Source organism: Micromonospora sp. NPDC047620, from assembly GCF_043205005.1.
Classification (GTDB): domain Bacteria; phylum Actinomycetota; class Actinomycetes; order Mycobacteriales; family Micromonosporaceae; genus Micromonospora.
The window spans coordinates 131,227-157,911 of record NZ_JBIDDG010000011.1; the positions used below are offsets into that span (position 1 = coordinate 131,227).

Genomic DNA, 26,685 nt, shown 5'->3' on the forward strand with positions numbered 1-26,685 from the left:
CAGAGGAAAAGGCCGGCGTTCTTGTCTAACGTCCCGGTCGCTCCCGGAAAGGTCCACGTCAGACCCGGTGGCCGGCGGCCTCAGCCTCCGCAGCCGACGCTGATGTCGAACTCGGTAATGATCCAGCCGCCGTCCTGCTTCTTCCAGGTCACGCTGGCGAAGTTCGGCTGGAAGTCGCCGTTCGCGTCCTTCGGGCAGCTCTCCAGCATGGCGAAGAACTGGTTGGGGTACTCGACCTTGCCGTACATCGTGGGTCCCCACTCCTTGGGCGGCGGACCCGACTGCTGGCTGGCGAAGGAGTCCACCACTCCCTCGCAGGTGCTGCCCTCGGCGTCCTTCCACCGCCTCATCTCCCTGATGAATTTCTCGGCGGCGTCAGGAGTCATCAGCGAGCACGCCCGCTGCGAGTCGGCGGCGTAGATGGCCTTCATGATCGCCGCGTACGAGTCTTCCGGGGACTTCGGGATGCCGGTGTCACTGTCGCCGCCAGTTTCGTCCTGGCCACCGCCGCAGGCAGCCAGCAGCGCGACGGCGACGAGCGGCAGCGCGACCTTTGCAACGCGAAGACGCAAGAGGGGTTCTCCTTCGAAGTGCTTGACGGTGCGGGGACGCAGGCATGCCGGCCGTGCGTCCACCGGCGTGAACCAAGCCCAAGATCATATTGCAATGATCTTGCGGGTTCGCCACCGCATCACCGTTCGAGCTTCGCTGTCGGCGGTGTCTCGGTCTCGCCCGCCAGTCAAGATCCCGAGACGGACCGCTGTAGCGGTGGCCGTAACATGTGGCGGCAGTCGAACGAGGATGGACGGTTTGGGCGGCTTCAAGGTAGAGGTGGACGCGTTGCGTTCCGTGGGGACGCGGATCGAGGGCATCAAGGGCGACATCAACGCAGCCGAGCAGCGACTCAAGTCGGCGGACCCTGGCGACCTCGGATCGGGGGACCTGGACGACGCCGCCGAGGACTTCGTCGACCGCTGGGGCAGCACGCTCGACAAGATGGCCGCGGGAATGCAGGGCGTGCAGAACAGGCTGACGTTGTCCGCCGACCGGTACTCGCAGAGCGACCTCAGCAACGCCCAGTACTTCAAGGGCGTGCCGGAGCCTGATCTGGTTCCGAAGGGGAGCTGACGCATGCTCGACCTGTTCAGCTTCGCACCGGAGAACTACCCCGCCCTGGGTTTCGACCCTGCTCCCGGAAGCCCCGAGAACGTCGCGGCCTTCACCGCCGTCCTGACGTACGCCGCCGGCAGGATGCAGGAGGCCAGGGGCGCGATCGACGCGGTGGCCCGTGACGTCGGCGGCTGGGAAGGCCAGGCGGCCGAGGGTTTTCGCCACCGCCTCCACGGATTCCCGAAGAAGCTGGACGAAGCCGCCAGCACGATGACCAGTGCCGCGAACCTGCTGCAGCAGTGGAAGCAGGACCTCGTCACGCTGCAGACGAAGGCCCGCGCCTACGAGCAGGATGCCGCAGCGGCCAAGAAGAAGGTGGAAGCGGCCGAGGACGATCCGGCGCTCAGCCTCGTCGGTCAGCTCTTCCACAACGACCTGGACCTCGCCGCCGCCCAAGCGAAGGTCAACGCCGCCACCCGGCGGCTCGAGACCGCACAGGGCGAGTACGACGACGTCGTCGCGAGCGCCGAGACCCTGAAGGGGTACCACGAGGAGCTGTCGGCGGAGGTCGCGAGGAAGCTCGGCCGGCTCGCCGAGTCCGCCAGCGACCCTGGGCTGCTCACGGAACTCCTGGACGACCTGAGCGCGCCGTTCGACGCGCTCGGGGACTGGATCACGAACAACGCGAACCGGATCGCCAACCTGGGCGACGTCTTCGGCGACATCGCCATGGGCAGCGGCATCCTGTCGCTGCTCATGATCGGCGCCGGCACCCTGCTCTCCGGGACGGTGATCGGTGCCCCGCTGGGCGGGGCGCTCATCTTGGTCGGCGGCAGCGGCCTGGGCGCCAGCACGATCCTCGGGGTCGGCGCCCTCGTTCTGCACGGCACCGCCCGGTTCGGCGGCGGCGACGTATCCGCCCAGGATCTGACCTTCGACATCGCCGGAGCCGTCACCATCGGCCTCGGACGGCTGATGCGGCCGGCCCTTGAGGGACTCGACGACGTCAGTCGCGGCATGCACGAGGCGTTCTTCGACGGAAGCTGGCAGTCGTCGGCGAACTCCATGCAGCAGGAGGACATCGCCAACCACGTCGACGACTACTGGCAGGACGGCTGGTACGACATCCCGGCCGCCATGGAGCGGGCGTGGAGCCTGGGCGCGGGCGAGGACGACGCCGCACAGCAGGAGAAGGCGGAACAGCTACAGGAAGCGAAGAAGGCGGTGGCCCACTAGTGCTCCCGCCCGCCGAGAAGGCGCCGCTCGCGCTGCCCCGCGTCAGATTCGCCGTACCCCCGTGGTTCCACCAGGTGCCCATGCACCCCGACCCGGACGAGCGCCGGCAGGCTCTGTTCGAACTCGCCGCCCGGGTCCTGCCACACGGCGACCCCGACCAACGCCGGTTCCTGGCCGCACTGTACGACCGGCAGGTCGTCGAGTTGAGCCACTACCCGCTGCTCTACTACGGGTTCAGCTGCCTGGCGGTGGACGGCAAGGCAAGCGTGTCTTCCCTGCTGGCCGCCCTGGAACCCACGGAGCAGTTGGACGCGAACCTCGCCGCGGAGCGGCTGGCCGCGCGGTTCGAACGCGAGGCGGGCCCGTACCACCGGGTGGAGCGACGTGTCCTGCCGTGTGGTCCGGCGGTGGTCGTGCTGGCTGGTTCCAGCACGCCGATCCCCACGCGGCTCGGTGCGCAGCCGGAACCGGCCGTCGTCCCGGTCGCCTACGTCCAGGCGGTCGTGCCCCTGCCCGACGCGCCGTACCTCCTGGTCCTCCGCCTCACCACCCCGAGCCTCGCCGACTGGGCGGAGTACTGCCAGACGATGGTCTCGATCCTGCGTAGTGTCCGGTTCGAACAGCTCGATCCGGCGCCCTGACCGGCCCGCTTCCCCGGACCCGTCGGAACGCAGGGCGGGGGAGCGAGCCCTGTGCCCGGACCACGAGGTGTCGCGGCCGGTGACGTGGGAGAACCGGGAACGGCGGAGGTTGCCCGGGATCGACGAGCGCCGGAGTTCCTGAGCAGCCGCAGTGCCAGGCGGGTCAGCTCCGGAGCCGGCCTTGTCGGGGCTACGGTGTCGAACGGTGGTTGGGGGTCGTATTCCACGACCGGTTGCAGGGCCTGTGCGATCCGGTCACCGGCGAGCTTCGCGGCGAGACGCAGGGACATGTCGATCCCGGCGGACATGCCGGCCGCGGTGATGATGGAGCCGTTGGCTGCGTTGACGAGGCGCCGGCAACCGTGGTCCTGTGCCGGCGACGCGCAAGGAGCAGGTGAGTTGAACGCCACGTGGCGGGGGTGGGTGGGGCTGGCGCCGGGCCGGATCTACTACCGCGGCGAGATCGGTGCGGCCGGGACGCATTCGCACCACGCGGTGCAACTGCTCGTCGCCCGGGACACCGTCCTGGTGCTCCGGGGCGCCGACGGCGTCGACCATTCCTGCCGTGCGGCGCTGATTCCGGCGAACACCGCGCACGCCGTCGTCCAGGGTGCGGCGGACGGCCTGCTCGCGTTGATCGACCCGGTGTCCAGTCTCGGCCGGCTGCTCGACCGCGGCGAGTCGCGGTCCGCTTCGGCCGCGCGGTGGCGGCTGGATCCGCATCCACTACCGCCGGCCGGCGACGTCTCGTCGGCGGAGGCGATCGACGCCGTGATCCGGTCCGTGGTGAGAGGCGAGATCCCGGCCGCGCGCCCGCGACACGCCGCCGTGGCCGAGGCGGTGGATCTTGTCCCTACGCTGCTGCCCGGCAGGGTGGGGCTCGGCGAGGTGGCGCGAGCCGTGCACCTGTCGCAGAGCAGGCTGTCGCACCTGTTCCGGCAGGAGCTGGGGCTGCCGTTCCGTGCCTACGTGCGGTGGGAACGGCTGCGTACCGCCCTGTTGCTGTTGTCGTCGGGCGGGTCCCTGACGCAGGCCGCACACGAGGCCGGCTTCGCCGACTCCTCCCACCTGACCAGGGTGTTCCGGAGCATGTTCGGATTGGCGCCGTCCGAGCTGCTGCGCGGGGTGCGGTGGGAGGGTCAGCAGGTTCGTCCAAGCCCGGGACGCGGCGCCGGGGAATCGTGGGTGTCGTGACAGAAATTCTCATCATCGGTGCGGGCCAGGCCGGTCTCGCCGCAGGGTACGAGTTGCGCCGCGCCGGATTCGACGTCCTTCTGCTGGACGCGGGCACGCGGGTCGGGGACGCGTGGCGGAACCGTTGGGACTCGCTGCGGCTGTTCACCCCGGCGCGGCACAGCGCCCTGCCCGGCCTGCCCTTCCCCGCTCCGCCCGGCCACTATCCCGGCAAGGACGAGGTGGCGGACTACCTGGCGGCCTATGCCGAACACCATGCCCTGCCCGTCGAGCACGGCGCGGCCGTACGGCTGCTGCGTCGGACCTCCGAGGGTGCCTTCGAGGCCGTCACGGCCAACGGAGTCCGCACGGCGCGTGCCGTGGTCGTGGCGACCGGCCCCTTCCAGGTCCCCCATGTCCCGGCGCTGAGCGATGGCCTGGCCGCGGAACTGGTCCAGTTGCACAGCGTCCAGTACCGGCGCCCCGCCGACCTTCCCGATGGCGCCGTCCTGGTGGTGGGGGGCGGCAACTCCGGCGTGCAGATCGCCGCCGAGCTGGCGGCATCGCGGTCCGTCACGTTGTCGCTCGGGGCGCGGCAGCCGGTCCTTCCGCAGCGCCCCTTCGGCGTCGACATCTTCACCTGGCTGGACGTCCTCGGGGCGGTACGGGCCCCCGCCGAGAGCTGGCTGGGGCGGCGGATCCGGGCGCGGGACCCGCTGATCGGGGCCGGTCCGCGCGCCCTGCGCCGACGGGGTGTCCGGGTTGTCGGTCGCGTGACCGGCGCGCGGGGCCGAACACTGCGGACGGCCGACGGACAGGAGCTGACGCCTTCCGTCGTGGTCTGGGCGACGGGCTTCCGCGCCGACTTCGGCTGGCTGCGGGTGCCTGGCGCGGTCGACCCGGCCGACGGGCTGCCCGTCCACGTCGACGGCGTGAGCCCGGTGCCCGGCCTGTATTACGTCGGCCTGCCGTTCCAGCGCAACAGGGGATCCGCGTTGCTCGGCTGGGTCGGCCAGGACGCCGCCGTGATCAGCCGCCGGCTGCGCGCGTCCACCCGTACGGCACGGCGGGGTCCGCACCCCGAGTCACCCGGCGGCGGATCGGGTGACGGCGCCACCGCCACGCCCGCCGAGCCAGCCGCCCGCGCCTGACCTACCTCAGCCAGCCGGCAACGTGGCAGTCGACAGCGCCGTGCCCCTGCGGACGGGATGGTCAGTGAGCGTGGGCCTTGGCGGTGAGCACGTGGGTGACCAGGGTGGTGAGAACGTACTTGGTCGACTCCCGGTCCCGCGCGTCACAGAGGACGACCGGGACCGAGGGCGACAGCTCCAGCGCGTCGGAAACCTCTTCCGGCAGATACCTGGGTGCGCCGTCGAAACAGTTCACGGCGACCACGAAGGGTGTGCCGCGCTGTTCGAAGTGGTCGATGACGGGAAACGAGTCGGGAAGCCGGCGGGTGTCCGCCAGGACGACCGCACCCAGCGCGCCGCGCGTCAGCTCGTCCCACATGAACCAGAACCGGTCCTGACCCGGGGTGCCGAACAGATACAGGGCAAGTCGCGGACTGAGCGTGATCCGCCCGAAGTCCATGGCGACGGTGGTGGTTCGCTTGGCTTCGACGCCCGCGGTCGAGTCGACCCCGACCGACCGGTCGCTGAGACTCTCCTCCGTACGGAACGGGCGCACCTCGCTGACCGAGCCGACCAGCGTCGTCTTACCACTGCCGAAGCCGCCGGCGATGAGAATCTTCAGCGAGGCCGGCTCCTGCGACGATGCCAGGGTTTCAGAGTCTCTGAAGACCATCGAGCAGTTCCTCCAGAAGATGCACACTGGCGTGCAGTGCGCCGTGGTGCGGCGGGCGAATGGTGATCAGTTCCAACTCGTGGAGATCGGCGAGCAGGACGCGGAGCACGCCCAGGGGCAGGTCGAGATCGGCGCCGATCTCGACCACGGCAGCCGGCCGCGCGCACAATCGCAGAATCGCGAGATGCTCCGGGCCGAGATACTGGGTGCTGGTGGGCTGGACGTTGGCGGCGGCGATCACACTGAGCAGATCCAGAGAGATCTGCGCAGCGTGGGTCCTGCCAGAGGTCACGCCGTAGAGTCGCACCAAGGGCCCTGCCTCGTCGTCGAGCCACTCGTTGCCTCCGGACGACCTCCGCCATGCCGCCATCAGAGGTCACCGGGTCTCGTACGCAGCGTTCTCATACCTCGGAAGGATCGCCATGTGCTCACCCATCCGACGTACCAGCATCGACATCTCGTAGGCGATCAGGCCCGCGTCCGCGTCGGGCTCAGCCACGACGGCCAACCGGGCGCCGGCGCCGGCGGCCGTCACGAACAGGAAGCCACGGGTCAGATCCACCACCGTCCGGCGAACCTCACCGCAGTCGAAGTGGTCGCCCGCCCCGTTGGCGAGGCTGTGGAAACCAGCCGCGACGGCACTGAGGTGGTCGGCGTCGTTGCGATCCAGATTTTTGGTACGCGCCACGAGGAGACCGTCACCGGACAGGATGACTGCGTGCCGGACGGCGGGGGCGCGGTCCGCGAAGCTGTCCAGTAGCCAGGCGAGGCCGCCAGCGTCCGCAGCCGTCTCAGTCATTTCTGATCACTCTCCCGTGCGGGTGTGGACGACGGCGCCCCGAAACTCGCGCCGGCGTCATTATCGGTCCTGGATGTTGAGGGGTGCATCCCGTCCCAGCCCAGCTGGATGGCGGACATCAGTGACCGGACCTCCTCGGGGTTCCGGTCGTGCGCAGGTTCGGGCCGTGCGGGCGTGGCCCCCGCGTGGCGGGAACCGGCCCGAGGCTGCGGGGCGGGCGCTGCCTGGCGGGAACGTCGGGGCAGCGCCGGCCGGTCGATGTCGGGCGTGACCTCGACCGGATTGCGCGGGGTCGCCGGCAAGCTCAGCGCGGGCAGGTCCAGCACTGGTCTCGCTGGCGTGTCCAGCGCGGACGTGCCTGCCACCGGCGAGCCGCGGTGGCGCGCCGGCGCGGAAGGAGCGCGGTTGGTGGCGGCCGCGTCCCGTCGCGGGGGATTCGGGTCGGCTCCGGCGAGCCGCCCGACCGGCACCCGCTCGACAGGGCTGTCGGCGTCGACATCGGCGAGCAGGGTGGGAGGCAGCAACACGATCGCCGTGGTGCCGCCGTAGGGCGAGCCGCGCAGCGAGACGCGGATGCCCTGCCGCGCGGCGAGCTGACCGACGACGAACAGCCCGAGCTGGCTTCCGTCCGTCAGGTCGAACTCCGGCGGATCCGCGAGCTGCGCGTTCAGCTCTGCCATCACGGCTTCGCTCATGCTCACACCGGCATCCTCGACCTCGACCACGAAGCCGTTGGCTGCCCTCATGCCCCGCACCTGCACCTGCGTGTCGGCGGGTGAGTACAGTGCGGCGTTCTCGATGAGCTCGGCGAGCAGGTGGATGAGGTCGGCAACCACCGGGCCGACGATGCCCACCGACGGCGGCATGTGAACGGTGACCCGCGGGTAGTCCTCCACCTCGGTAACCGCCGCGCGCACCACGTCCTGTAGCGGCACCGGGCTGCTCCATCCCCGGCCCGGCGCCTCACCGGACAGGATGATCAGGCTTTCGGCGTGGCGGCGCATCCTGGTGGCCAGATGGTCCAGGGAGAACAACTGGGCAAGCTGATCGGGGTCGTTGCTCTGCCGCTCGATCTGATCCAGCAGCTTGAGCTGGCGGTGCAGGAGCGTCTGGTTACGTCGCGCCAGATTGACGAACACCCGGGACACGCCCTGTCGGAGCTGCGCCTCGCCGCTTGCTGCCTCGATGGCAACCCGATGGACCCGGTCGAACGAGCCGCTCAGGTCGTCGAGTTCCTTGGTGCGGGGCCGCTCGAAGGCTCGGCCCTTGGGCAACTCGTCGGGGTCGGTGACCGCGCCGGCCCGAAGGCGCTGCACCAGTTCCGGCAGCCGTACGGTCGCGACGTCATCCATCCGGTTGCGGAGCAGGGTGCTCTCCCTGATCAGGGTCCGGCCGATGCGAATCGACACGCTCACCAGCGCGATGACGCCGAGCAGACCGAACCCCGTGGCGATGGCGGCCCGTAGCAGGACCCAGCGCGCGACCGGCTCGGCCCGGGTGCCCAACTCCGTGGCGGTCCTCAGTTCGAAGGCGTGCACCTCGTCGAGCACGGCCCTCGTCGCGGCGTCCCATTCCGCCGCGGTCACCGTGATGCGGGTGCCGGGCCGCGTCTGAGCAACGGTTCTTTCCAGCGTGCGCAGCCGACTCATGGCCTCGCTGCCTGCGATCCTGTTGTACTCCGCCGCGACGTCGGCAGGCAGGTTCGGCAGCGCGGTGGCGTACGAACCGTCGACTGCGCCGATGTTGGTGACCAGGGCGTACCAGTCGTCGCGGGTGAGGATCCCGGCGGTGATCGCGGCGGACACCCGGGCGTCCACTTCCTCCAACAGCGCTCGGGAGCGGGTGAGGCGGGACAGCGCCTCACCAGAACTGTGCACCGTCCTGTCGTCGACACCCGTGAGGGAGTTCAGAATACGAATGCCGTTGTCGATGGCGGCGTTGTAGTAGGTGAAGACCTGCGTCGATTCCGCCGTGCCACTGTCAATCGCGGATCGCTGAGCGGACAACTGCCCGAGGCGCGCATCCATTTCCTGCGCCAAATGATTGGCGGACCCCTCGCCGATCCTGCTGATCACATCCATCGCACCGCTGCGATACTTCTCGGCGGCTTGGTCCGTGACGGCGCGCGCTCTGTCGAGCGCGGACCGGCCCGTCTCACGGTTTGCCAGATACACCACTGACGCTTTGCGTTCCGCACTCAGCGCAGAATCCAGCGCGTCGGTGGGCACGCCGATCTCCAGATTCCGTTGTTGGCTCTGACTGGTCGACACGGCGCCTGGGACGGTGAGGTACAGGCCGAAGGCCCACAGCGGAAGGAGCGTCGCGAACGCCACCACCAGCAGCGACCAGATCTGAAAGCGTACCGACCGACGGTGCGGGCGCCGTCTGTCGCCGCCGAGCCGAGGCATGTCCGACGCGGTGGCGCCCGTCGATGTTCGAGGGCGCGCAGATTCATCAGGCAACGGTCCGGGCCCCCGTCGTGGGGAACCCGGGTGACGGCCACCGCCCGGGCCGGAGACGAAAGATCAACACCGCTAGAGCATAAGGGCCTGTCAAGACCCTGAACAGCGCGACCGAGAGTAGCCGTGGAAGTCGGTACAGTCACATCGATCGTGAGGTGGCGGGTGTGTGTGCGCTACGCGAACTGAAGGCGGGCTCGGCGGGATCCGGGCGGGCGCGGATATTCAGAATGGATGCACGAAGCGTGGTGGCGACCTCACGGAGTTCGCCGCGACCGCGTTGGTGTTGTCCCGAAGAAGTGTCCCAGCGGTCGGACAAGAGGGTGAATCAATGTTCTCGTAACGGCCAATTTCTGTTTCCCCTCGCCGGGTTTCAGGCGACACGGTCGAGCGTCTCCCCGCCGGGTGGGGTGAGACTTCTGCCCGCGTTCACGCTGGGCCGTGCGAGCGCCGCGCCGGCCGCTGCCGCTGAGGGTGGGTCTCCTGTCGGAGGCCGCCGACCGATTGACAATCGATAGGTTACGAGCGATAGTCGATGCATGTTCAGCGAGCATCGAGCGGTGGCCCCGCTCAGAGTCTTCCTCGTGTTGCTGTTCGGGATCCTGGTCCTGTTCCAGACCATGTCGCTGCCCGGCCAGTTCGCGCACATGGCCGAGGAGTCCCCGGACCTCGCCTACCTCAGGTGGCCGATGACTGCCATCACGGTGTTCTGGGTGCTGTGCATTCAGGTGGTGATCGTGTCGACCTGGAAGTTGCTCACCCTGGTCAGGAACGACCGCATCTTCAGCGACGCCTCCATGGGGTGGGTGAACGCGATCGTGTGGGCGATCGCCGCGGCCTGGGTGGTGCTGCTGGGCGTGTTTCTCTATGTCGGTTTCAGAGCGACAGATCCCGGGCTGCCCCTCCTGCTGTTCCTGATGTTGGTGGGTGTCGCCGTGCTGGGGCTCCTGATGGTGGTGATGCGCGCCCTGCTGCGGCAGGCCGCGACGCTGCGCACCGACATGGAAGCGGTGATCTGATGCCCATCGTCGTCCGCATCGACGTCGAACTGGCGAAACGCAAGATGAGCGTCGGTGAGTTCGCCGAGCGCGTCGGGCTCACGCCGGCGAACGTGGCCGTACTGAAGAACGGCCGGGCCAAGGCCGTCCGTTTCAGCACGCTGGAGGCCATGTGCCGGGTGCTCGACTGCCAGCCCGGTGACCTGCTCGAGTGGGTCGAGGAATGACCGTCACGGTGCGCCGCATGCCGAGATGGGCTGGTACTACGGCATCGCCCGGTGCAACTACGGCATGCCCGCGTTCCAGGTCCTCGTGCGGTGCAACGACGGCACCTACCGGACCAGGCCGTGGCTGCAGCCGGGCCCGACCTGGTCGCAGGCAAACTGCAACCACCCCCTGTGGGTCACCGACGTGTGGGTCAACCTGGCCGACTGACGGTGCCGCGCGACGCCGCGGAGGCCCGTAAGCCTCTTCAGGGCCTCCGCGGCGTCAACCTCCGGCCGGGCCGCGCCTCCCGGTCGAGGCCGGGGCCTCCGGTCGTCAGGAGAGGCGCTCGATCGTCGCGGGGACCAGGCCGTGGCAGCGGGCCACGTCGGTGACCTGGCGCAGCACCCAGCGCAGCCCGTCGCCGCCAGCTGGGTCGGACGTCACGTCGATGCTCCACGCGACACCGCCGACTTGGCGGAGCTGCCAGACGTGGTTCGTGTCGTTGACCCGCAGCCGGCCGGTGCCGACCACGCCAGGCTCGGTCGCGTCCATGCCCGAGGCGCCGCCGAGCCGCAGCAACGCCGACAGGCGGGCTATCGCGTCGCCGTCCGGTTCACCGGCGAAGAGCACCCGGTGAACCGCCGGGCCGGTGCCCAGCCGCAGCGGCGTACCGGCCCTCAGCGGGACGTCGTCGCCGAAGTGCCGGCGCAGCGCGTCCTCGTCCGGCAGCGTTCCGCCGCCGAGCCGACCGTACGCCGCCTCCGCCCCGGGGCGGTTCACGGCCGTCAACCGGGAGCGCAGGCGCGGGTCCGCGCGGACTGCCCGCACGAACGCGGCCGAGCTCCACCAGCCGGCGTCCGCCGCCGTCCAGCAGGCACTGCGCAGCCGTACGGCCGACAGGTCGTCGTCCAGCACGAACTCCTCGACCAGCAGCCCCGCCCCCGTCGCGTCATCCCCGCCGGTCGCTTGCAGCAGGTAGTAGTGGAGCAGCGTGGTGTTCGCGGGCAGCGTCGGCGTTACCGGGTTCATTCGGGGACGATACTGCCCGATCAGGCCGCATGGTCGGCGGGCTCGTCGATTCCGTCGATTCCGCCCTGGCTGGCGGTCATCGGGGCATGGCACGATGGCAGCGGGCCAGTTCCGCGCGTAGGTCGCGTCGCAGCGTCCGGTCCAGGTCGGGCTGGGTGAGCGCGTGGGTGAAGTCCCGGGCGGCTTCTTCCCACCGTCCCAGCCGCATCAGTGCCGTGCCTCGGTTGTAGCGGGGGACAGGTGCCGCCGACAGCGCCACCGCCCGGTCCAGGTCGGCCAGGGCGGCGGGCACGTCACCGCGTTCGAACCGGATCGCGGCACGGTTCGTCCACGCCTCGACCAGCTCCGGATCCCCGGCCAGCGCCTGGCTGAGCAGGCGGTCGGCCTCGGCGAGGCTGCCCCGCTCCGAGCGGATCAGCCCCAGGGTGCACAGCAGCGCGGGCTCCTGCGGGGCCAGCGCCAGCCCGGCCCGCGCGTCCGTCTCGGCCTGTGCGAACGCGCCGCGTCGGACGTGCTGGTTGACCAGGGCGAGCCGGGCGTCGAGATGCCCGGGGTCGATTGCCAGCACGCGCTCCAGGTCGGCGAGCGCCCGCCCGGAACGGCCCCGATCCTGGTGGAGCATGGCCCGGTTGTAGTACGCCTCCGGTAGGTGCGGTCCCAGGCGGATCGCGGTGTCGTAGTCCCTGATCGCGGCCCGTGGCCGCCCCGCCGCCCGGTGCAGGGCGGCCCGGTCCACGTAGTACTCGCAGTTGTCGGGGTCGTGGGCGATCACGGTGTCGAGGTCCGTCAGGGCCTGCGCCGGATCGCCCAGGGCGAGGTGCACCTGCGCCCGGTTGTGGCGTAGCCGGGCCAGATCCTGTGGGCGCTCGCCGGGCGCGAGCACCGCGGTCAACCGGGCCAGCCCGTCGTCGATCAGCCGTAGCGCGGAGGCGGGATCGCCTTCCCTGCTGTCCAGCAGGGCCAGGCCCTGCTCGTAGAAGACGGTGGACAGCACCCGCTGCCGCGGGTCGTCCAGCCCGGCGGCGAGGTGGAGAGCCTTCTCCAGCCAGTGCCGCGCCCGCGCCGGGTCCTGGTCGGCGGCCGGCAGGTGCCGGGCGTACAGCATGGCGGTGGCGTACGCGGCCGACATGGCGATCTTGGGGTTGTCGGTGGTGGCGCGTGCTTCGTGGTAGAGGTCGAGGGCTTCGGTGGCGCGGTCCAGCGCCGCCAGGGCGGTGGCCAGGCCGGTGGTGAACGCCCACCAGTGCCGCAGGTCGCCGTCCGGGGTCACCGCGGTGCGCCCGCGTCGGGCGGTTCGGGCCGCGTGGTGGTAGAAGCCGCGGGCCAGGCTGTCGCCGAGGGCCGTGCGCATCGCCTCCGGCGTCGGGGCGGCCGTCACCGGTGGACGGGGGCCACTGTCGTGCAGGTGGAGGCGCACGGGGGACGGCCCGAGTCGGCGGGTCAGCGTCTCCAGCAGCTCGCGGGTGGTGTCGTCGGCGCTTCCGACGTGCGTGAACCGCACCGTGACCGGGCGGCGGAGCCGGTCTGCCCAGGCCGCCACGAACTCGGCCGCGCCGTAGGCCAGGTAGGCGGTGCGTCGGGCGGGATGGAACCGGATCGGCTCCTCCTCGGCGGCCGGTCGTGCCGCGACGTCCAGCCCGGGTGCGATGGCGTGCAGCTCGACCCTGTGGCGGGACGCCAGGCGGGGGCGGTCGGCGGCGACTCGGCCGAGGAAGGCCCCGACCCCGGCGTACGGCCCGTGGTCGCGGTGGCAGTCGTAGTCGCCCGGCCCGTCGGTCAAGGCAGGGCCGATCGCCGCAGGGGCGGGCGCCCGGGAGCGCCCGCCGGGTCGGCTGCTACCAGCACCACTCGATCCAGAGCCGGCGGGCACCGGACAGCAGGCGGAGCGAGCTCTTGCGGCGGACGGTCATCTTCCTCACGAGGCGCCTCCATTGTGGATCATTTCAGGACGGGTCAGAGCCTAATCGAGATCGATGGAAATATGAAGACGGCTCGTGATGGTTGGCTGCGGCAGGCTGCCGGACGGGCCCCAAGGCTCGGCCGGAGCACACCAGCCCGCCGGCGGCCTGTGCGATCCCGACGAATCGACCTCGGCCCAGCGGTGGAGACGGGTCAAACCGCAGGGTGTCGACGTCCCTCGGTCACGACGGCGAGGGCACCGGTGCGCGGAGGCTTCCGCGCACCGGTGCAGGCGCCTGGCGGACGAGCCGGCCGGGGCTGGACGCCACGGCCGGCGACGGGTCGGGTCAGCGCGAACGGGACTCGATGGCCTCGATGATCCGTGGGCGCAGTTCCGCGGCGCGGATGACGGCGTCGACGGAGCCGACCTCGACGGCGCGCTGGATGTTGTGCACGCGGTCGAACTCCGTGGCCACCTCGCCGAGCTTCTCCGCGCGGACCGACGCGCGGAGCTCGTCGAGCTCCGCGGTCAACGCGGCGCGGTCGGCGCCGGAGGCGGCCGCGACGCGGGCCTCCAGGTCCCGCACGCGCGGGTCGGCCGCGGTGCGGGCGTTGACGTCACCGGAGAACACCACCGCGGCGGCCGGGGCGCCGCCGAGCACCGAGGCGAACGAGCCCTCCAGCGCGAGGACGGTCATGTTCGGGTTCAGCGCCTTCGAGAACACCACGAACGCGCCGCCGTGGTACCGGGAGATCACGCAGAACACGATGGGCCCGCGGAAGTTCACGATGGCGCGGCCGATCTCGGCGCCGTACTCCAGTTGCAGCTTCCGCATCGACTCCGGCGAGCCGTCGAAGCCCGACAGGTTCGCCAGCACCACCAGCGGCCGGTTGCCGCTGGCCGCGTTGATCGCCCGGGCGGCCTTCTTCGACGACCGCGGGAACAGCGTGCCCGCGGTGTAGGTGTCCGGGCCGTCCGTGGGCGGGAAACCGCGCCGCGGCACTGCCCGTGACTCGATGCCGAGCAGGCACACCGGCATGCCGCCGAGATGCACGTCCTGCACCGCCACGGTCTCCGCGTCGGCCATGCCCGCCCAGCGTTCCAGCACCGGGTGGTCCTGGTCGGAGAGCGCCCGCATCACGGTCCGGATGTCGAACGGCTTCTTGCGGTCCGGGTTGGCCTCGGCCGAGAAGATCTCCCCCACCGTGGTGAAGTCGCTGCCCGCCAGGGCGTGCGGGAAGTCGGAGATGTCACGGTCGACGGGGTCGGTCGTCTTCGCCCGCCGCGGCCCCGCCTCGCCGGGCGCGACGTACGTGTGGTCGTAGTACGACATCAGCACGTCCCGCGCGGCGGTCAGGTTCGGCGCCCAGTACTGCGCCTGCCCGTTCGGCCCCATCACCCGGTCGTAGCCGCCGATGCCGAAGTTGTCCTCGGCCGACACGCCGCCGGAGAAGTCGAGCGACTGCTTGCCGGTGAGCACCATCGCCGAATCCGGCGTCATCACCAGGATGCCCCTGGTGTGCATGAGCATCGTCGCCTCGGCGTTCCAGTACGGCTGCGCGCCGACGGTGATGCCCGCGACCACGATGTTGATCTCGCCGCCGTCCTGGGTGAACTCGACGATCCGCTTGAGCGCCGCGGCCACCCAGTCCATGTTCTCCGTGCCGGACTCCATCGAGATCCGGGCGCCGGCGGACAGCGCGTACCACTCCAGCGGCACCCGCATCCGCTCGGCCAGGTCCAGCGCGGCGATCACCCGGCGGCACTCCGGCTCCGACAGCGCGCCGAGCGACTTCGTCGGGTCGCCGAGCAGCACGACCCGGGTGACGCCCTGCGGGTGCCGCCGGGTACGCGTCCTGACCACGCCCGCGACGATCGCCGCGGTGTTGCGGCCCTTCGGCCGGTCGACCGGCACCAGCGCGTGGTCGTCGTCGAGGTCGTGCTCGACGAAGTCGCCGAGCAGTCCGGTCAGCTCGTACGGGTACACCGTGTTGCGGCTGCTCGCGCGCAGCACCTTCTGCCGGTAGCCGTCGAGCGGCTCGACCGGCTCGTCCGACGGCTGGCCGACGGTCAGCTTGGTGCCGCCGGTGGCGTCGAAGGAGACCCGCACGGCGATCTTGGTCAGCTCGCCGGTCGTCCGGTGACGCTGCCGCGCGATGAACAGGATCTCCTCCAGCCCGGCGCCCGCGGTCGTCGGCAGCACGCGCCCGGCGATCATCTCCAGCTCCGCGCGGGTGAGGTCGCTCGGCGGCCAGACGTAGACCACGATCCGGTTGGTGTTGAAGCGATTCTTCGACGGTCGCCGCGACTGCGCACGGCGGATCGAGTCGAGGCAGGTGGCGACGACGTCCTCGGCTGTCGGCAGCGCGACCAGCCTGCCGTCGTGCTCCCGCAGTGCGGTCAGGTCACGCACCTGCGCGAACGCGACCAGGCGGTCGTCCGACGGGTTCTCCTGCGCCACGCACCGGAAGAGGTAGACCTCCTCGTCCGACGACGGCAGTCGGGTGAGATCGAACCTGCGCAGCCGCTCCAGCTGCATCCGCTGCGCGATGTACGGGTGCAGGCCCCGGATCAGCCGCTCCTCGGTCATCCCGGTGGTCGACGGCCGGAACGTGAAGTGGTGGTGCATCACCGCGCCGCTGCGGCCCGCGACGGTGGTGGTGACCCTGCGGACCCGGCTCGGCAGCGGGTGCGCGCTGACGACCTCGTGCAGCGCCGCCGCCATCGCGTCCGAGTCCTCCGGCTGCTTCTCCCAGGCGAGATAGATGTCGGCGTCGACGGCGTCCTCGCCATCCGCCAGCTCCGCGAGCCCGCGCAGCGCGCTGCCCAGCGCTTCGAATCTCACGGCGGCGGAGACCACGCACGAGCCCGCGCGCTCGGCGACCACGAAGGTGCAGCCCGCGACCTCGCTGGTGCGGACGCTGGTCAGATCCTTGTTGCCGTAGTACCGGCGGGTCAGCACTTCCAGCATGACCGCGTGGTCCAGGGAGTCGCGGACGAGCCGCTGGCCGAGCAGCCGCACCAGCGGTTCGGTGCTGCGCACCATCTCGCCGACGCGTTCGGCGCGGTCCGGCGCGTCCGGGTGCGCGTCCAGGTGGCGCAGGTGCTTGCGGACGTTCGCGTAGACGCGGGCGCGGTTGCGGCGCAGCAACGGCTGGCCGAACCAGGCGAACACCACGCCGCGCGCGAGGTCGGCGACCACGGGGAAGCGGACCTGCGTCGCGGCCACCAGCCGCTCCAGCGCGAGGCCGGCCGGCTCACGCAGCACCTCGTCCGGCGGCGGCTCCCGCAGCCACGCGCGCAGCAACGTCGCGACGACCGTCGCGTCGGCGGACGCGCGTTGCTGGGCGAGGAAGATGCGGAACACCGCGGCTTCGAGCTCGGGGGAGCGCTCCAGATCGGTGACGCCGTAGTGCCCGAGCGCCCGGGCGAGCTTGGCCTGGAACGCCTCCGGCAGCCCGGCCCGCTCGACGTCGAGGCTCTGGAGATAGGTGTGGAAGTGCTCGCGGGCGCTGTGCACGTGCCCTTCGCCGCCGACGTCCTCGCCCGCCGGCCGGTTGCGGCTCAGCTCGGCGAGGTCGGCGAACACGTCGACGAGTTCGAACTCCTCGGCCAGCGGCCGGTGGCCGTCCTCGGTGGCCGCCCGGCGCGCGGCGAGGTAGTCGTCGAGCGTCCGGCGATCGTCGTGCGGGTCGATGTCGAAGCCCAGCAGGAGGCTGCGCAGGTCCTCCTGGCCGCGCGTGATGCGCTCCCGAGCCGGTACCTCCCCGGGCACGGCGGGCAGGTCCAGCTCGACGGACTCGGCGGCCGAGGTGTCCTCGGCGTCGTCGTCGGCGTCGTCAGCGAGCGGCTCCAGGCGCAGCAGCGGGGCGCCGGTCTCCACCTGGCTGCCCACGGACACGGCGCATTCCCTCAGCCGCGCCCGGAACGGCGCCCGCAGCACCGTCTCCATCTTCATGCTCTCCAGCACCAGCACCGGCGCGCCCGCCTCGACCTCGGCGCCAACCTCCAGCGGCGTGGCGACGACCAGCGCCGGCGCCGGGGAGCGCACCACGCCGCCCTCGTCGCGGCTGACCCGGTGCGTCACCCCGTCCACCTCGACCAGGTGGATCGGCCCGTGCGTGCCGGTGAGCAGGCGGTACCGGGTGCCGTTGACGACGACCTGCCCGGTGTGCCGGTCGAAGCGGTCGAGCTCGACGTCGGCGGTACGGACGTCGTCACCCGCTTCGATGCCGACGCGGAACCGGTGCGCGCCGACCCGCGCGACCCGCACGCGGTAGCCGACGCCCCGCAGCTTGAGGTCCAGCGGTCGGCCACTCTTGTGCTGCACCTGCGGGCGCCCACCGAACGCCGTCGACAGCAGCCGCTGCCGCTCCGCGCGTTCCTCCTCCTCGTACGCCTCGATGGCCGCGGCCGCCAGCGCGACGGCGGAGTGCCGGTGCGAGACGAGCCTGCCCTCGCCGCGGACGCGGTCGATCCAGCCGGTGTCCGCGCTGGCGTCGATCACCTCGGGCTGGTCGAGCAGGTCGAGCACGAAGCTCTTGTTGGTCGCGCCGCCCTCGATGATCACCGTGGTCTGCGCCATCGCCCGGCGCAGCCTGCCGAGGGCCTCGTCGCGGTCGCGGCCGTACGCGATGATCTTGGCGATCATCGAGTCGAAGTCGGCGGGGATGGTGTCGCCCTCGCTGACGCCGGTGTCCACCCGGATACCCGGCCCGGCGGGCAGGTCCAGCCGCGCGATCCGGCCCGGGGAGGGCGCGAAGTCGCGGTCCGGGTCCTCGGCGTTCAGCCGGGCCTCGACGGCGTGCCCGCGCTCCACCGGCGGCTCGCCTTCGAGCCGCCCGCCCGAGGCCACGTGCAGCTGCGCCTTGACCAGGTCGAACCCGGTGGTCGCCTCGGTGATCGGGTGCTCGACCTGCAGGCGGGTGTTGACCTCGAGGAACGCGAACAGCCGGTCGCCGGGGTGGTAGAGGAACTCGACGGTCGCGGCGCCGCGGTAGCCGACCGCGACGGCCAGCCGTTCGGCCGAGGCCTTGAGCTCGGCCGCCTGCGCGGGGCTGAGCACCGGCGACGCCGACTCCTCGATGACCTTCTGGTTGCGCCGCTGCACCGAGCAGTCGCGGACACCGAGCGCCCACGCCGTGCCCTCGCCGTCCGCGATCACCTGCACCTCGACGTGCCGGGCGCCGGTGACCAGGCGCTCCAGGAACACGACGCCGCTGCCGAACGCCCGCGCGGCCTCCTGGCTGGTGCGCTCGTAGGCGTCGGCGAGTTCGGCCTCGTTCGTGATCACGCGGATGCCGCGCCCGCCGCCGCCCGCGGTCGCCTTCAACATCAGCGGGTAGCCGATCTCGGCCGCCGCCGCCAGGGCCGCGTCCAGGGTCTCGACCGCACCGCGGCTCCACGGCGCGACCGGCACGCCGACCTCCTCGGCGATCAGCTTTGCGCCGATCTTGTCGCCGAGCTTGCGCATGGCCTCCGCGCTCGGGCCGACGAACGTGACGCCGACCTTCTCGCACAGCTCCGCGAACGCCGGGTCCTCCGCGACGAAGCCCCAGCCGACCCAGGCGGCGTCGGCCCCGGTCTCCACCAGCGCGCGCTCCAGCGCCTTCAGGTCGAGGTACGGGCGCGCGGACGCGGGACCGAGGTCGTAGGACAGGTCCGCCTCGCGGACGAAGGTGGCCGTACGGTCGACGTCGGTGTGCAGGGCGACGGTCTCGATCCGGGCGCCGGTCTCCGCGGCCAGGTCCCGTACGGCGTGGATGAGCCGCATGGCGGCCTCTCCACGGTTGACGATGGCGACACGACTGAACACCCGACCGAGCCTTCCTGTAGACCAACGATGTACGCCCCGTGACACGGCAGCCCCCGGCAGTGTTCACCCTTCCGCCGGCACTTGAGAACCCCTGTTTCGCTCGACATCCGGCGGCCGGCAGTGCCATGTTGCAGACAGCGCGCTACGCGCCCCCAACACCGTAGGGCAGAGGCTCGAACTCCGGCGGGGCGGCACGGCCCGCTGTGACATGACGAAGGGTGTTCACCACGTTCCCGCCGCGCTCATGGCGATTCTGGCGGGACTTCGTCCGGGAGGCAATTCGTGCGAACGCCGCCGTTTCCGTGGACGAGTTTCCGTGGCGACTCTCCGTGCTAAATTTCCCCGCTGTCGCTAGCTACCGGATCTCGTTCCATGAACGCTGGCGGGCGGGATCGGCCAGGGGTCATTCACGGGTGAGTCCCGGTGGTAACGCGTCCTGGTCGGGTTCGACGCGGCGGGCGTTGGCCAGGGGGTTGCGCTGGAGGCTGTCGATCAGCGGATCCGAGCCGCCGACGCAGGTCCAGGTGTCGTCCCAGAGTGCGGAGACCAGCCATGACCGGTCGGCCGGGAAGAACAGGTCGGGCAGCGATCCGAGGCCGTGGCGCATGTGACCGGTTCGCCAGCCGAGGGCTTGCTCGGGCCCGGCCTCGACCAGCACGTAGGGCCAGTTCCAGTAGAGCGACACCCGGGGCGCGAGGGGAAAGACGACGTCGTGGGCGCCGGTGTCGAGGTACGCCAGCCACCAGGGCTGTCGGGCGGTGTGCGAGACGAGGTGGTCGACGAGGGCACGCTCGTAGGCGGCGGCGGTGGTGTCGTCGGCCTGGTAGGTGGTGGCGTAGGCGTCGAAGAGCGGCGGGATGGCGGTGGTGATCGAGACGCCGTCGGTGGTGTGGCCGGCGATCCAGTCCACGTCAGTGGCGGTGCCGATCCGCCAGTTCCGTCCGTCCCTGCTGGCCCACATGTCCCCATTCAAGCCGGTGCGGTCATGGTCGGATTAGGTGTTCGCCCAGAGCATGGAACGCGGCGCTTCTGCCGGACCGCTCAGCCCCGGTCCGGATGTCCCGTCGGCGGCCCCCCGGCCCCCTCCGAGCGCGGCAGGTGGGTGCAGTGGGCGACGGTGGCGTCGTCAGGGACCCGAGCATCGGGGCCTCCGGAGGCGCGGGCTTCGGCCTGCCGGACGCGGCGGATGATCTCGGCCGGCCCGTACGCGCCGAGCAGGCCCAGTACGCCGGGCCAGTCGGTCATGCCGTACGGGCTGACGATGCGGCTGGCGCCATTGCTGAGCAGCGCGACGCTGCCCAGGTCATGAAGCGACCGGCTGCCGGTCACCGCCTCCTCCGCCGCGTGCGGATCGTCCTTGGCGATCCAGTAGCCGCCCGGCTGGTTCCGCCGAGCGCGCAGTGCCTCGACGCAGGAGTCCCGGATGCGGTCGTACTCCGGCGTTCCCCTGGGAACGCCGTCCAGGGGCGCCGAGCAGGTGCGCCTGGTGGTGACCTCACGCTCGTCGGTGATGACCTGCGGGCCACCGCGGACCTGGTCGAGGACGAGGAAGGAGTCCGCGAGCAGGAGATAGTCCAGGCGGCCCCGGTGGGCGCGGACGATCGCCACGGTCGCCTGCGGGCTGCTGGGGTTCGTGATGTCGCAGGTGCCGCCGTGATCGGCGGCTATCTCGCCGATCGCGGTGGCGAGGATCGCCGCGAGGTCTCGCCCGTCGTCACGCGACAGCAGGCCGAGCAGCGCGCCGCCGAGACGGTGCGTGTACCAGGCGACACCGTGGGAACAGATCGGCTCGGTTCCCGGGATGCCGGCGCCGTCCAGCAGCACAGCGGCGCCGGGAACGGCGCCGACGAAGTCCTCGTTCGGCTGGCCGGCCCTGCCGGCGCTGGTCGCCATGCTGACGCGCACTCATGGCCTCCCACGTCAGGTAGCCGTCACCGCGAGCAGGTCGAGAACCTGGGCGGGTCGGTGGGCCACCGCCGCGACGTCCGCCGCGGCCGGGGAGGTGTCGCACCAGCGGGCGTGCACCGCCAGTGCTCCCGCCGCCTCCGCGCACGCGAGGTCCACCGCCGCGTCGCCGACGTACGCGGTCTCGGCGACGTCGACGCCCAGGAGGCGGCAGGCCAGCAACAGCCCGTCCGGCGCGGGCTTCGGCGCGGGGACCTCGTCACCACAGACCACGACCGGGAACAGCCGGTCGAGCCCCGTTCGGGCCAGCACGAGGGTCGTGCTCCGTCGTGGGGCGGCGGTGAAGATGCCGAGCCGGCAGCCGGCCCGGTCGAGGTCGTCGGCCAGGTCGAGCACGCCGGGGAACGGTCTTACGTCCGCGACCACCGCCTCGAAATGACGGTGGAAGCACTCGAGGTCGGGGGCGGTGACGGGCCGTTGCAGGAAATGGGCCAGCACCACTGGCGTGGCTCCGATGTGCCAGGTGGAGACGACCGTGGCCGGCGAGACGTCCGGCCCGCCGAGGGCGCGGATCGTGTCGGCGTACACGGTGGGAGCGATCGTCATCGTGTCGACCAGGGTGCCGTCGAGGTCGAACACGACCGCGGCCGGGCCGACGCGGGGCGGCCGGTTCACGTACGGGTTCCGGCGGGTGCGGTTCACCGGCCGCCTCTCAGCCGTCCGTGGACCCGGGCCGCCACCTCGACCCTGTCCCGCCCGACCTCGCGGTCACCGCTACCGACGCGCACGCGCACCACCACGCCCGCACCGTACGCGGCCAGCCGCCTCCCGTCGAGAACCAGTCCCCTGCCTCGTGGCGAACGGCACCAGGGCCGCGACCAGACTAACGGGTACGGTGCCCGGCGCGGTGACCCACCGGCAGCGGCAGTCGCGGCGCGTCTCGGCACCGCCCTGGGCCTCGGCGCGGAGGCCACTGAGCTGGTGGAACGCTCCCTCCGGGCCGGGGAGGCCGGTGCGGCGTGTCGCGGGAGGTGCCGCCCTCACCCGAGGGAGAGGGCGTAGAAGGCGCTGGAGTCCAGCCCGTCGAGCAACAGCAGGTGATTGAGTTCGTCGTCGAAGAACCCGCCGAGCGGGGCGGCGGACAGCCCGATGGCCGTCGCGGCGAGCAGCAGGTTCTGGGCGAGATGGCCGGTCTCGATGGCGCAGAACCGGTACCCCCGCAGCCCGTACCGGGCCCTGGCCCGGCGCAGTTCCGCGACCACGAACAGCCAGAGCGGCACCGCCTCGACGTCGAGCCCGCCGGAGGCGAAAGCGGCGTCGGGCTCGCCGGTCCGGGCGGAGCCGGCGGGCGCGAACTGCGGCGCGATCCGGGCCAGCCGGTCGGCGCCCGGATCCGGCGTCAGCCGCCGGAGGGCGTGCCGCTGCGGCAGGTACTCGTAGAGTGCGGCCGGCACCGACGTCACCCGGCGGGACAGCACCATCAGCCGGGTGGTCACCAGGGCACCCGGACTCGGGTACGCCAGGCGCCGCTGCTCACTGCCCGGCGGCGCGGTGTCGCCGGCCGCGTAGCGCAGCAGCCGGCCCAGGTCCGCCACGTCCACCTTCTCCCGGCCGACGTCGTAGCGGGTGCGCCGGTCCAGCAGCGCCCGGGCGAGCGTGGTGTCGCCGAGCGCGCCCGGCGTCGGCTCGGGCAGCGCCAACAGCCCGGTGCCGGGCGGGCCGGCCGGTCCGGGGCGGGCCGGTGCCGGCTCGACCGTACGGGGAAGCTGGTTCGGCCACAGTGGACGGATGAACTTCGACCGCTCGTGGTACTCCCGGTCCGGGGCGTCGATCCCGTCGGCGTGGAAGTCCGGTGGCCCGGCCGGTGCGGCGTACGCGGACGATGCCAGCCAGGCCAGGTGGCACTCGGCCGGGATGCTCAGGCCGAGGCGATTGTGCAGCATGTGCAGTTGCGACGCGAGGATGCCGGGGACCGCCGCGTGCAGCCGGCCCTGCCCCTCGAGCGTCCGCAACCGCTCGACGTAGGCGGCGACCTCGTCCGCCCAGTAGTTCACCGTGGTGGCGGCGCCCTTGCGCTGCGTGACGATGTCGGCGATGAGCTGCCGCCGGGCCGGGTAGGCGGACGCGTCGGCGTGGAAGTCGCGGTGCGCCGCGATCAGGGCCAGGCCGAGGTCCTGACCGTCGGCCTCCGGCACCAGCGTCCATGCGTTGGCGTAGCCGCGCAGGAACCGTACCGCCTCGTGCGCGGCGAGGCCGCTGGCGGTGAGGAAGCCGAACAACAGGTCCACGGTGGTCGACCGGCGGCGGGCAGGTGGCGCGGCGAGCAGAGCCGCGGCGACCCGACTGGACGCGGCGAACAGCTCTTCGGCCGCCCCCATCGCCTCCGGGCCGCCGTACCGGTCGACCTCCGCCCGGTACGGCTGTTCGCGTACCGTGCCGTGCGGCTGCCAGCCGAGGTCCGGCCCGACGCCGTCCCCGTGCCCGCTCAGGGCGGGGCCGGCGGAGCCGACGTCGCGCACGCCGAACCGGGCGTACCAGTCGGCCGGGCGCAGCTCCCGGGCCGGTGGCGGCAGCGCGGCCACCGCTTCGACCAGCCCGTCGCGCATTCGCCGTACCGTCTCCGGCGTGGCGTCGGCGACCCGCCAGCGCAGGTGCGGGCCACCCTCCCAGTACCGGACGAAGAACCAGGAGGAGATCTCGCCTCGGGCGAGCAGGCCCGACGTGGCCGGCACGATATGCTCCCGCAGCACCGTCTCGGTCTGTTCGGAGCCGCCGTGCAGGTGGACGTGCAGCGCGGACCAGCGACCCATGCTCGGCACTCCTTCAGGGGAACGGGTGGGGCAGGATCGGGTGGTCGGGGGCGGCGAGCCGGGCCTGCCGCAGGCGGGGCAGGCCCACCCGCCGGTTGAGGTGCCCGAAGGTCATCGGCAGCGCCCCGGGCGCGAGAACCTTCACGGCGGCCAGGCCGAGGCGCCGTTCGGCCGCCCCGGTCTGGTCCATCACCAGCGGTGGCGCCCCGGCGGCGGCCATCGCGTCGACCACCCGGCGCAGCACCTCGGTCAGGTCGGGGTGCAGCCACCGGTCGCGCCAGCCGGCGAAGTGCTTGGCGAACGGGCGGGTCGGGCCGGCGGCAGCCTCCCGCAGCGCGAAGTCGAACCGGGGCATGGCCTGCGGAAGCAGGTGCAGGGCGGCGTGGTCCGCCAGCTCCCGCACCAGCTCCGGCTCGTCGAGCATGGCGAGCAGCCGGTCCCGGGGCGGGCGGGCCGTCCTCGGTGCGACCGCCACGTTGACGCCGACCTCCAGGACCGCCGCCGCGGCGGCCCGGCGGGGATCGGGATGCGCCCCGGCCGCGGAGAACGTCGCGCCCCGGCCGGCCCGGTGCGGCTCGTCGGTGAGCGCGAGCGCCCAGACAGCCGGTATCCCGATGTCGCTGGTGATGTCGAGCAGGTGCAACGTGTAGCCCTCGGCCGCGATCCGGTCGGCGAGGTGCCGGGTCAACGGATCGGCGTCGGGCGGTAGCGCCAGGACCGGCGGCGTCCGCCCGGCGTACCAGGTGAGCAGGAAGGCGTCCCGCTCGATCGTCTCCAGGCAGGCGTAGAGGAGCGCCTCCTCCAGGCAGCCACCGACGGCGCCGCCGCTGGAGCACTCGTAGAGGAACCGGGCGGCCCCGGGCCGGTCCACCCCGTAGTAGGCGGCGTGCTCGGGCACGAGGACCGGCCGGCCACCGGTCAGGTCGTACGCCCACACCCAGGACGTGACCGTGTCCGGCGTGTACGGGGTCAGCCGGTACTCGGGGTGGCCGACCGCGTCCGGCTCCGGCAGGCCCAGCCGGACCGGGTCCACGGCATCGGCGGCGAGTTCCCGGTAGCTGCCGTGGGTGGTCGTCCGGCGTGCCCCCGGGCAGCGGCCGGCCTCCCGTTCGACCGCCTCCAGCAACGCCAGCACCTGCGCGGTCGGTCGGTCGGCCGCCCGACCGAACCCGCCGAGCCGGCCGGTGCGGCCGGGTACCGGCAACTCGGCCGCCGCGAGCGCGAGCGGACCCTGCCGGTCGGCATGGACGTGCGTCACCGGCCCGTACCGGAAATCGACCAGCTCGGCGCGGAGCGTGGCCAGGTCCGGCAGGTCGGGACGGGCCCGGAAACGGTCCGGTACGGCTTGACGGCGCGGCTGCAGGGCGATCACGGCGGTGCTGGCCGAGTCGGGTGGCAGCGCCCCGCACGCCGGACAGTCCGGCACCGCTCGGAGCAGGTGCCGGGTGACCGAGCCGTCGCCGACGGCCAGCACGCTGACCGTGCGGGGGTCGGCGTCGTCGGCGAGCTGCCCGGCGACCAGCTCCCCGATGAGCCCTCGCCAGTACGGCGGCAGCGGCAGCGGCCGGCCGTCGGCGAGCAGCGTGTCCGCGCTGCCGGCGCCGAGGACGGCCTCATGCCGGGTGTCCGCGCACCGCAGGCACGCGTTCGTACCGGGGCTGCTCAACGGACCGATCTCGATCGCCGTCCCGCGCGCCCGCACCGCCAGGTACGCCCTGCCGGCCGCGTGGGCGGTCCGCTGTTCGGCCAGGTGTCGGGCCACCGGCCAGTCCGGGGCGGCGCCGACCAGCACCGGCTGGCCCGTTCGTCGCCGTCTGGCCGACGCGGCCGACGCGACCGCCCTGACCAGGGCGTCGTCGTCCCCGGCCACCCGCACCAGGTCCCCGTCCGGGTCGCCCGGGCCGGACGGTCCGGTGGCGCCGAATGGATGGGTGCCGGTCGCCCCGGCTTGCGGTCCGACGCGCACCGCCGGTGGCCGCTGCTGTTGCCCGGCCGGGTCGGTCGGCACGCCGAGGCGCTGGACGGCCGCACCGCGCAGCAGCAGCGCCGTACCGTCGGCGAGCCCGCTCAGCGCGCGTACGACCTCGTGTGTCACCAGGAACGGCAGCAGCGGACGGGCCGGCGCCGATGGTGCCGGAGCCCCGTCCACCCCCTCGCCGGGCCAGCGGGCGGCGGCGGTGTCGTCGGCACGGCCCAGCGGCCCGATCAGCGCGCCGTCCGGGCGGATCGTCACCGGCAGCACGTCGGGCCGGACGACGTCGGGTCGCCGCGCCGACGGCGACGCGGGCGGGCGAGCGGGCGGACCCGGACGTTCGACGGCGCTCACCGTGCCGACCCGCACCACCAGGTCCGCCGCCGCGCTGTCCCCGGTGCACACGCCGGAGGCGGTCAGCGCGGCGCGTACGGCCGGCACCAGCGCACCGTCGCCGGTGACCGCGACGGTGGTCCGCGACACCGCGCCCAGCGCGTCGGCCGGGTCCCGGGCGAGCCCGGCCAGGTAGGCCGCCAACGGGTGACCGACCAGTGGCACCCGGACGTCGACCAGAACGTCGTGGTCGGCGAGAAGAGCGAACAGCCAGCGCACCGCCCCGGCGGTCCGGCCGGACAACCCGACGGTGGCGGCCTCCGGGTCGAGGCCCCGGCGGACCAGCGGCTCCAGCCGTTGCCACAGCTCGCCGACGACCGGCGGGCAGGTCACCACCGAACTGGACTGCCAGCCGCTGACGAACAGCCCACCCTCGACCGGCCGGACCAGGCTGCCCGGCCGCAGGGTCACCGCGCCCACGTCGCCTCCACGCGG

Annotated in this window: 21 protein-coding genes; 8 read left to right on the forward strand and 13 right to left on the reverse strand. The window is 72.2% G+C overall.

Annotation, left to right across the window (positions count from 1 at the left end; genetic code table 11):
- Window positions 1-80: 80 nt before the first annotated feature.
- On the reverse strand, window positions 81-572 hold the full coding sequence (locus ACGF5C_RS15740) for a hypothetical protein (RefSeq protein WP_393301963.1): 492 nt from the start codon (window positions 570-572) through the stop codon (window positions 81-83).
- Between the two features lie 268 nt (window positions 573-840).
- Between ACGF5C_RS15740 and ACGF5C_RS15745 the strand changes: the two genes are divergently transcribed.
- The 5 genes from ACGF5C_RS15745 (at window position 841) to ACGF5C_RS15765 (ending at window position 5,311) form a co-directional block, all read left to right on the forward strand.
- Window positions 841-1,128: a WXG100 family type VII secretion target gene (locus tag ACGF5C_RS15745; RefSeq protein WP_393301966.1), complete on the forward strand. Its 288-nt coding sequence runs from the start codon at window positions 841-843 to the stop codon at window positions 1,126-1,128.
- Window positions 1,129-1,131: 3 nt separating this feature from the next.
- Entirely contained in the window at window positions 1,132-2,346 is a 1,215-nt protein-coding gene (locus tag ACGF5C_RS15750) for a hypothetical protein (protein ID WP_393301969.1), read from the forward strand.
- Window positions 2,346-2,987 (forward strand): hypothetical protein, encoded by a 642-nt coding sequence (locus ACGF5C_RS15755; RefSeq protein WP_393301972.1) that lies wholly within the window; start codon window positions 2,346-2,348, stop codon window positions 2,985-2,987. Before ACGF5C_RS15750 ends, ACGF5C_RS15755 begins: the two co-directional genes overlap by 1 nt.
- Window positions 2,988-3,386: 399 nt before the next feature.
- The gene (locus tag ACGF5C_RS15760; RefSeq protein ID WP_393301975.1) at window positions 3,387-4,181 is read left to right on the forward strand and encodes a helix-turn-helix transcriptional regulator; all 795 of its coding nucleotides are present in this window, start codon (window positions 3,387-3,389) and stop codon (window positions 4,179-4,181) included.
- The gene (locus ACGF5C_RS15765) at window positions 4,178-5,311 is read left to right on the forward strand and encodes a flavin-containing monooxygenase (protein ID WP_393301978.1); all 1,134 of its coding nucleotides are present in this window, start codon (window positions 4,178-4,180) and stop codon (window positions 5,309-5,311) included. Before ACGF5C_RS15760 ends, ACGF5C_RS15765 begins: the two co-directional genes overlap by 4 nt.
- Window positions 5,312-5,372: 61 nt before the next feature.
- Here ACGF5C_RS15765 and ACGF5C_RS15770 read toward each other — a convergent pair whose 3' ends face one another.
- The 4 genes from ACGF5C_RS15770 to ACGF5C_RS15785 all read right to left on the reverse strand — a co-directional run bounded on the left by ACGF5C_RS15770 (window position 5,373) and on the right by ACGF5C_RS15785 (window position 9,170).
- Window positions 5,373-5,963 carry an ATP/GTP-binding protein gene (locus ACGF5C_RS15770; RefSeq protein ID WP_393301981.1) on the reverse strand — a complete coding sequence of 197 codons (591 nt, stop codon included), beginning with the start codon at window positions 5,961-5,963 and terminating at the stop codon, window positions 5,373-5,375.
- The gene (locus ACGF5C_RS15775) at window positions 5,944-6,270 is read right to left on the reverse strand and encodes a DUF742 domain-containing protein (protein WP_393301983.1); all 327 of its coding nucleotides are present in this window, start codon (window positions 6,268-6,270) and stop codon (window positions 5,944-5,946) included. The genes ACGF5C_RS15770 and ACGF5C_RS15775 overlap by 20 nt, the downstream gene beginning before the upstream one ends.
- Before the next feature lie 69 nt (window positions 6,271-6,339).
- Window positions 6,340-6,762: a roadblock/LC7 domain-containing protein gene (locus ACGF5C_RS15780; RefSeq protein ID WP_393301986.1), complete on the reverse strand. Its 423-nt coding sequence runs from the start codon at window positions 6,760-6,762 to the stop codon at window positions 6,340-6,342.
- A complete protein-coding gene (locus ACGF5C_RS15785; protein ID WP_393301989.1) occupies window positions 6,759-9,170 on the reverse strand; it encodes a nitrate- and nitrite sensing domain-containing protein in 2,412 nt (803 codons plus the stop codon). The genes ACGF5C_RS15780 and ACGF5C_RS15785 overlap by 4 nt, the downstream gene beginning before the upstream one ends.
- Before the next feature lie 590 nt (window positions 9,171-9,760).
- On the opposite strand from ACGF5C_RS15785, the gene ACGF5C_RS15790 reads away from it, so the two are divergent.
- Genes ACGF5C_RS15790 through ACGF5C_RS15800 form a run of 3 tightly spaced genes read left to right on the forward strand, consistent with a single transcriptional unit; the run spans window position 9,761 to window position 10,654 of the window.
- Window positions 9,761-10,240 (forward strand): DUF2975 domain-containing protein, encoded by a 480-nt coding sequence (locus ACGF5C_RS15790; RefSeq protein WP_393301992.1) that lies wholly within the window; start codon window positions 9,761-9,763, stop codon window positions 10,238-10,240.
- Window positions 10,240-10,446 carry a helix-turn-helix transcriptional regulator gene (locus ACGF5C_RS15795; protein WP_091094605.1) on the forward strand — a complete coding sequence of 69 codons (207 nt, stop codon included), beginning with the start codon at window positions 10,240-10,242 and terminating at the stop codon, window positions 10,444-10,446. The genes ACGF5C_RS15790 and ACGF5C_RS15795 overlap by 1 nt, the downstream gene beginning before the upstream one ends.
- A 25-nt stretch (window positions 10,447-10,471) precedes the next feature.
- Complete coding sequence (locus ACGF5C_RS15800) at window positions 10,472-10,654, forward strand: hypothetical protein (RefSeq protein ID WP_393301995.1); 183 nt, start codon at window positions 10,472-10,474, stop codon at window positions 10,652-10,654.
- A 105-nt stretch (window positions 10,655-10,759) separates the two neighbouring features.
- On the opposite strand, the gene ACGF5C_RS15805 is transcribed toward ACGF5C_RS15800, so the two are convergent.
- The 8 genes from ACGF5C_RS15805 to ACGF5C_RS15840 form a co-directional block, all read right to left on the reverse strand.
- Entirely contained in the window at window positions 10,760-11,455 is a 696-nt protein-coding gene (locus tag ACGF5C_RS15805) for a hypothetical protein (RefSeq protein WP_393301997.1), read from the reverse strand.
- 76 nt (window positions 11,456-11,531) lie between these two features.
- A complete protein-coding gene (locus ACGF5C_RS15810; protein ID WP_393302000.1) occupies window positions 11,532-13,235 on the reverse strand; it encodes a tetratricopeptide repeat protein in 1,704 nt (567 codons plus the stop codon).
- A 466-nt stretch (window positions 13,236-13,701) separates the two neighbouring features.
- Complete coding sequence (locus tag ACGF5C_RS15815) at window positions 13,702-19,170, reverse strand: carboxyl transferase domain-containing protein (RefSeq protein WP_393302003.1); 5,469 nt, start codon at window positions 19,168-19,170, stop codon at window positions 13,702-13,704.
- A gap of 403 nt (window positions 19,171-19,573) precedes the next feature.
- Window positions 19,574-20,131 (reverse strand): hypothetical protein, encoded by a 558-nt coding sequence (locus tag ACGF5C_RS15820; protein WP_393302006.1) that lies wholly within the window; start codon window positions 20,129-20,131, stop codon window positions 19,574-19,576.
- A gap of 80 nt (window positions 20,132-20,211) precedes the next feature.
- Window positions 20,212-21,075: a hypothetical protein gene (locus ACGF5C_RS15825; RefSeq protein WP_393302009.1), complete on the reverse strand. Its 864-nt coding sequence runs from the start codon at window positions 21,073-21,075 to the stop codon at window positions 20,212-20,214.
- A gap of 15 nt (window positions 21,076-21,090) precedes the next feature.
- Window positions 21,091-21,777, reverse strand: a complete 687-nt coding sequence (locus ACGF5C_RS15830) for an HAD family hydrolase (RefSeq protein WP_393302012.1) — start codon at window positions 21,775-21,777, stop codon at window positions 21,091-21,093.
- Between the two features lie 338 nt (window positions 21,778-22,115).
- A complete protein-coding gene (locus tag ACGF5C_RS15835) occupies window positions 22,116-23,885 on the reverse strand; it encodes a thiopeptide-type bacteriocin biosynthesis protein (RefSeq protein ID WP_393302015.1) in 1,770 nt (589 codons plus the stop codon).
- Window positions 23,886-23,898: 13 nt separating this feature from the next.
- A complete protein-coding gene (locus ACGF5C_RS15840; RefSeq protein WP_393302018.1) occupies window positions 23,899-26,670 on the reverse strand; it encodes a TOMM precursor leader peptide-binding protein in 2,772 nt (923 codons plus the stop codon).
- Between the last annotated feature and the right edge of the window lie 15 nt (window positions 26,671-26,685).

Bases quoted from the DNA above. Each gene is read 5' to 3' on its own strand.
- ACGF5C_RS15800 (WP_393301995.1), top strand. From the start codon at position 10,472: ATGGGCTGGTACTACGGCATCGCCCGGTGCAACTACGGCATGCCCGCG.
- ACGF5C_RS15780 (WP_393301986.1), bottom strand. From the start codon at position 6,762: ATGACTGAGACGGCTGCGGACGCTGGCGGCCTCGCCTGGCTACTGGAC.
- ACGF5C_RS15805 (WP_393301997.1), bottom strand. From the start codon at position 11,455: ATGAACCCGGTAACGCCGACGCTGCCCGCGAACACCACGCTGCTCCAC.
- ACGF5C_RS15770 (WP_393301981.1), bottom strand. From the start codon at position 5,963: ATGGTCTTCAGAGACTCTGAAACCCTGGCATCGTCGCAGGAGCCGGCC.
- ACGF5C_RS15820 (WP_393302006.1), bottom strand. From the start codon at position 20,131: ATGTGGGCCAGCAGGGACGGACGGAACTGGCGGATCGGCACCGCCACT.
- ACGF5C_RS15790 (WP_393301992.1), top strand. From the start codon at position 9,761: ATGTTCAGCGAGCATCGAGCGGTGGCCCCGCTCAGAGTCTTCCTCGTG.
- ACGF5C_RS15835 (WP_393302015.1), bottom strand. From the start codon at position 23,885: ATGGGTCGCTGGTCCGCGCTGCACGTCCACCTGCACGGCGGCTCCGAA.
- ACGF5C_RS15785 (WP_393301989.1), bottom strand. From the start codon at position 9,170: ATGCCTCGGCTCGGCGGCGACAGACGGCGCCCGCACCGTCGGTCGGTA.
- ACGF5C_RS15750 (WP_393301969.1), top strand. From the start codon at position 1,132: ATGCTCGACCTGTTCAGCTTCGCACCGGAGAACTACCCCGCCCTGGGT.
- ACGF5C_RS15795 (WP_091094605.1), top strand. From the start codon at position 10,240: ATGCCCATCGTCGTCCGCATCGACGTCGAACTGGCGAAACGCAAGATG.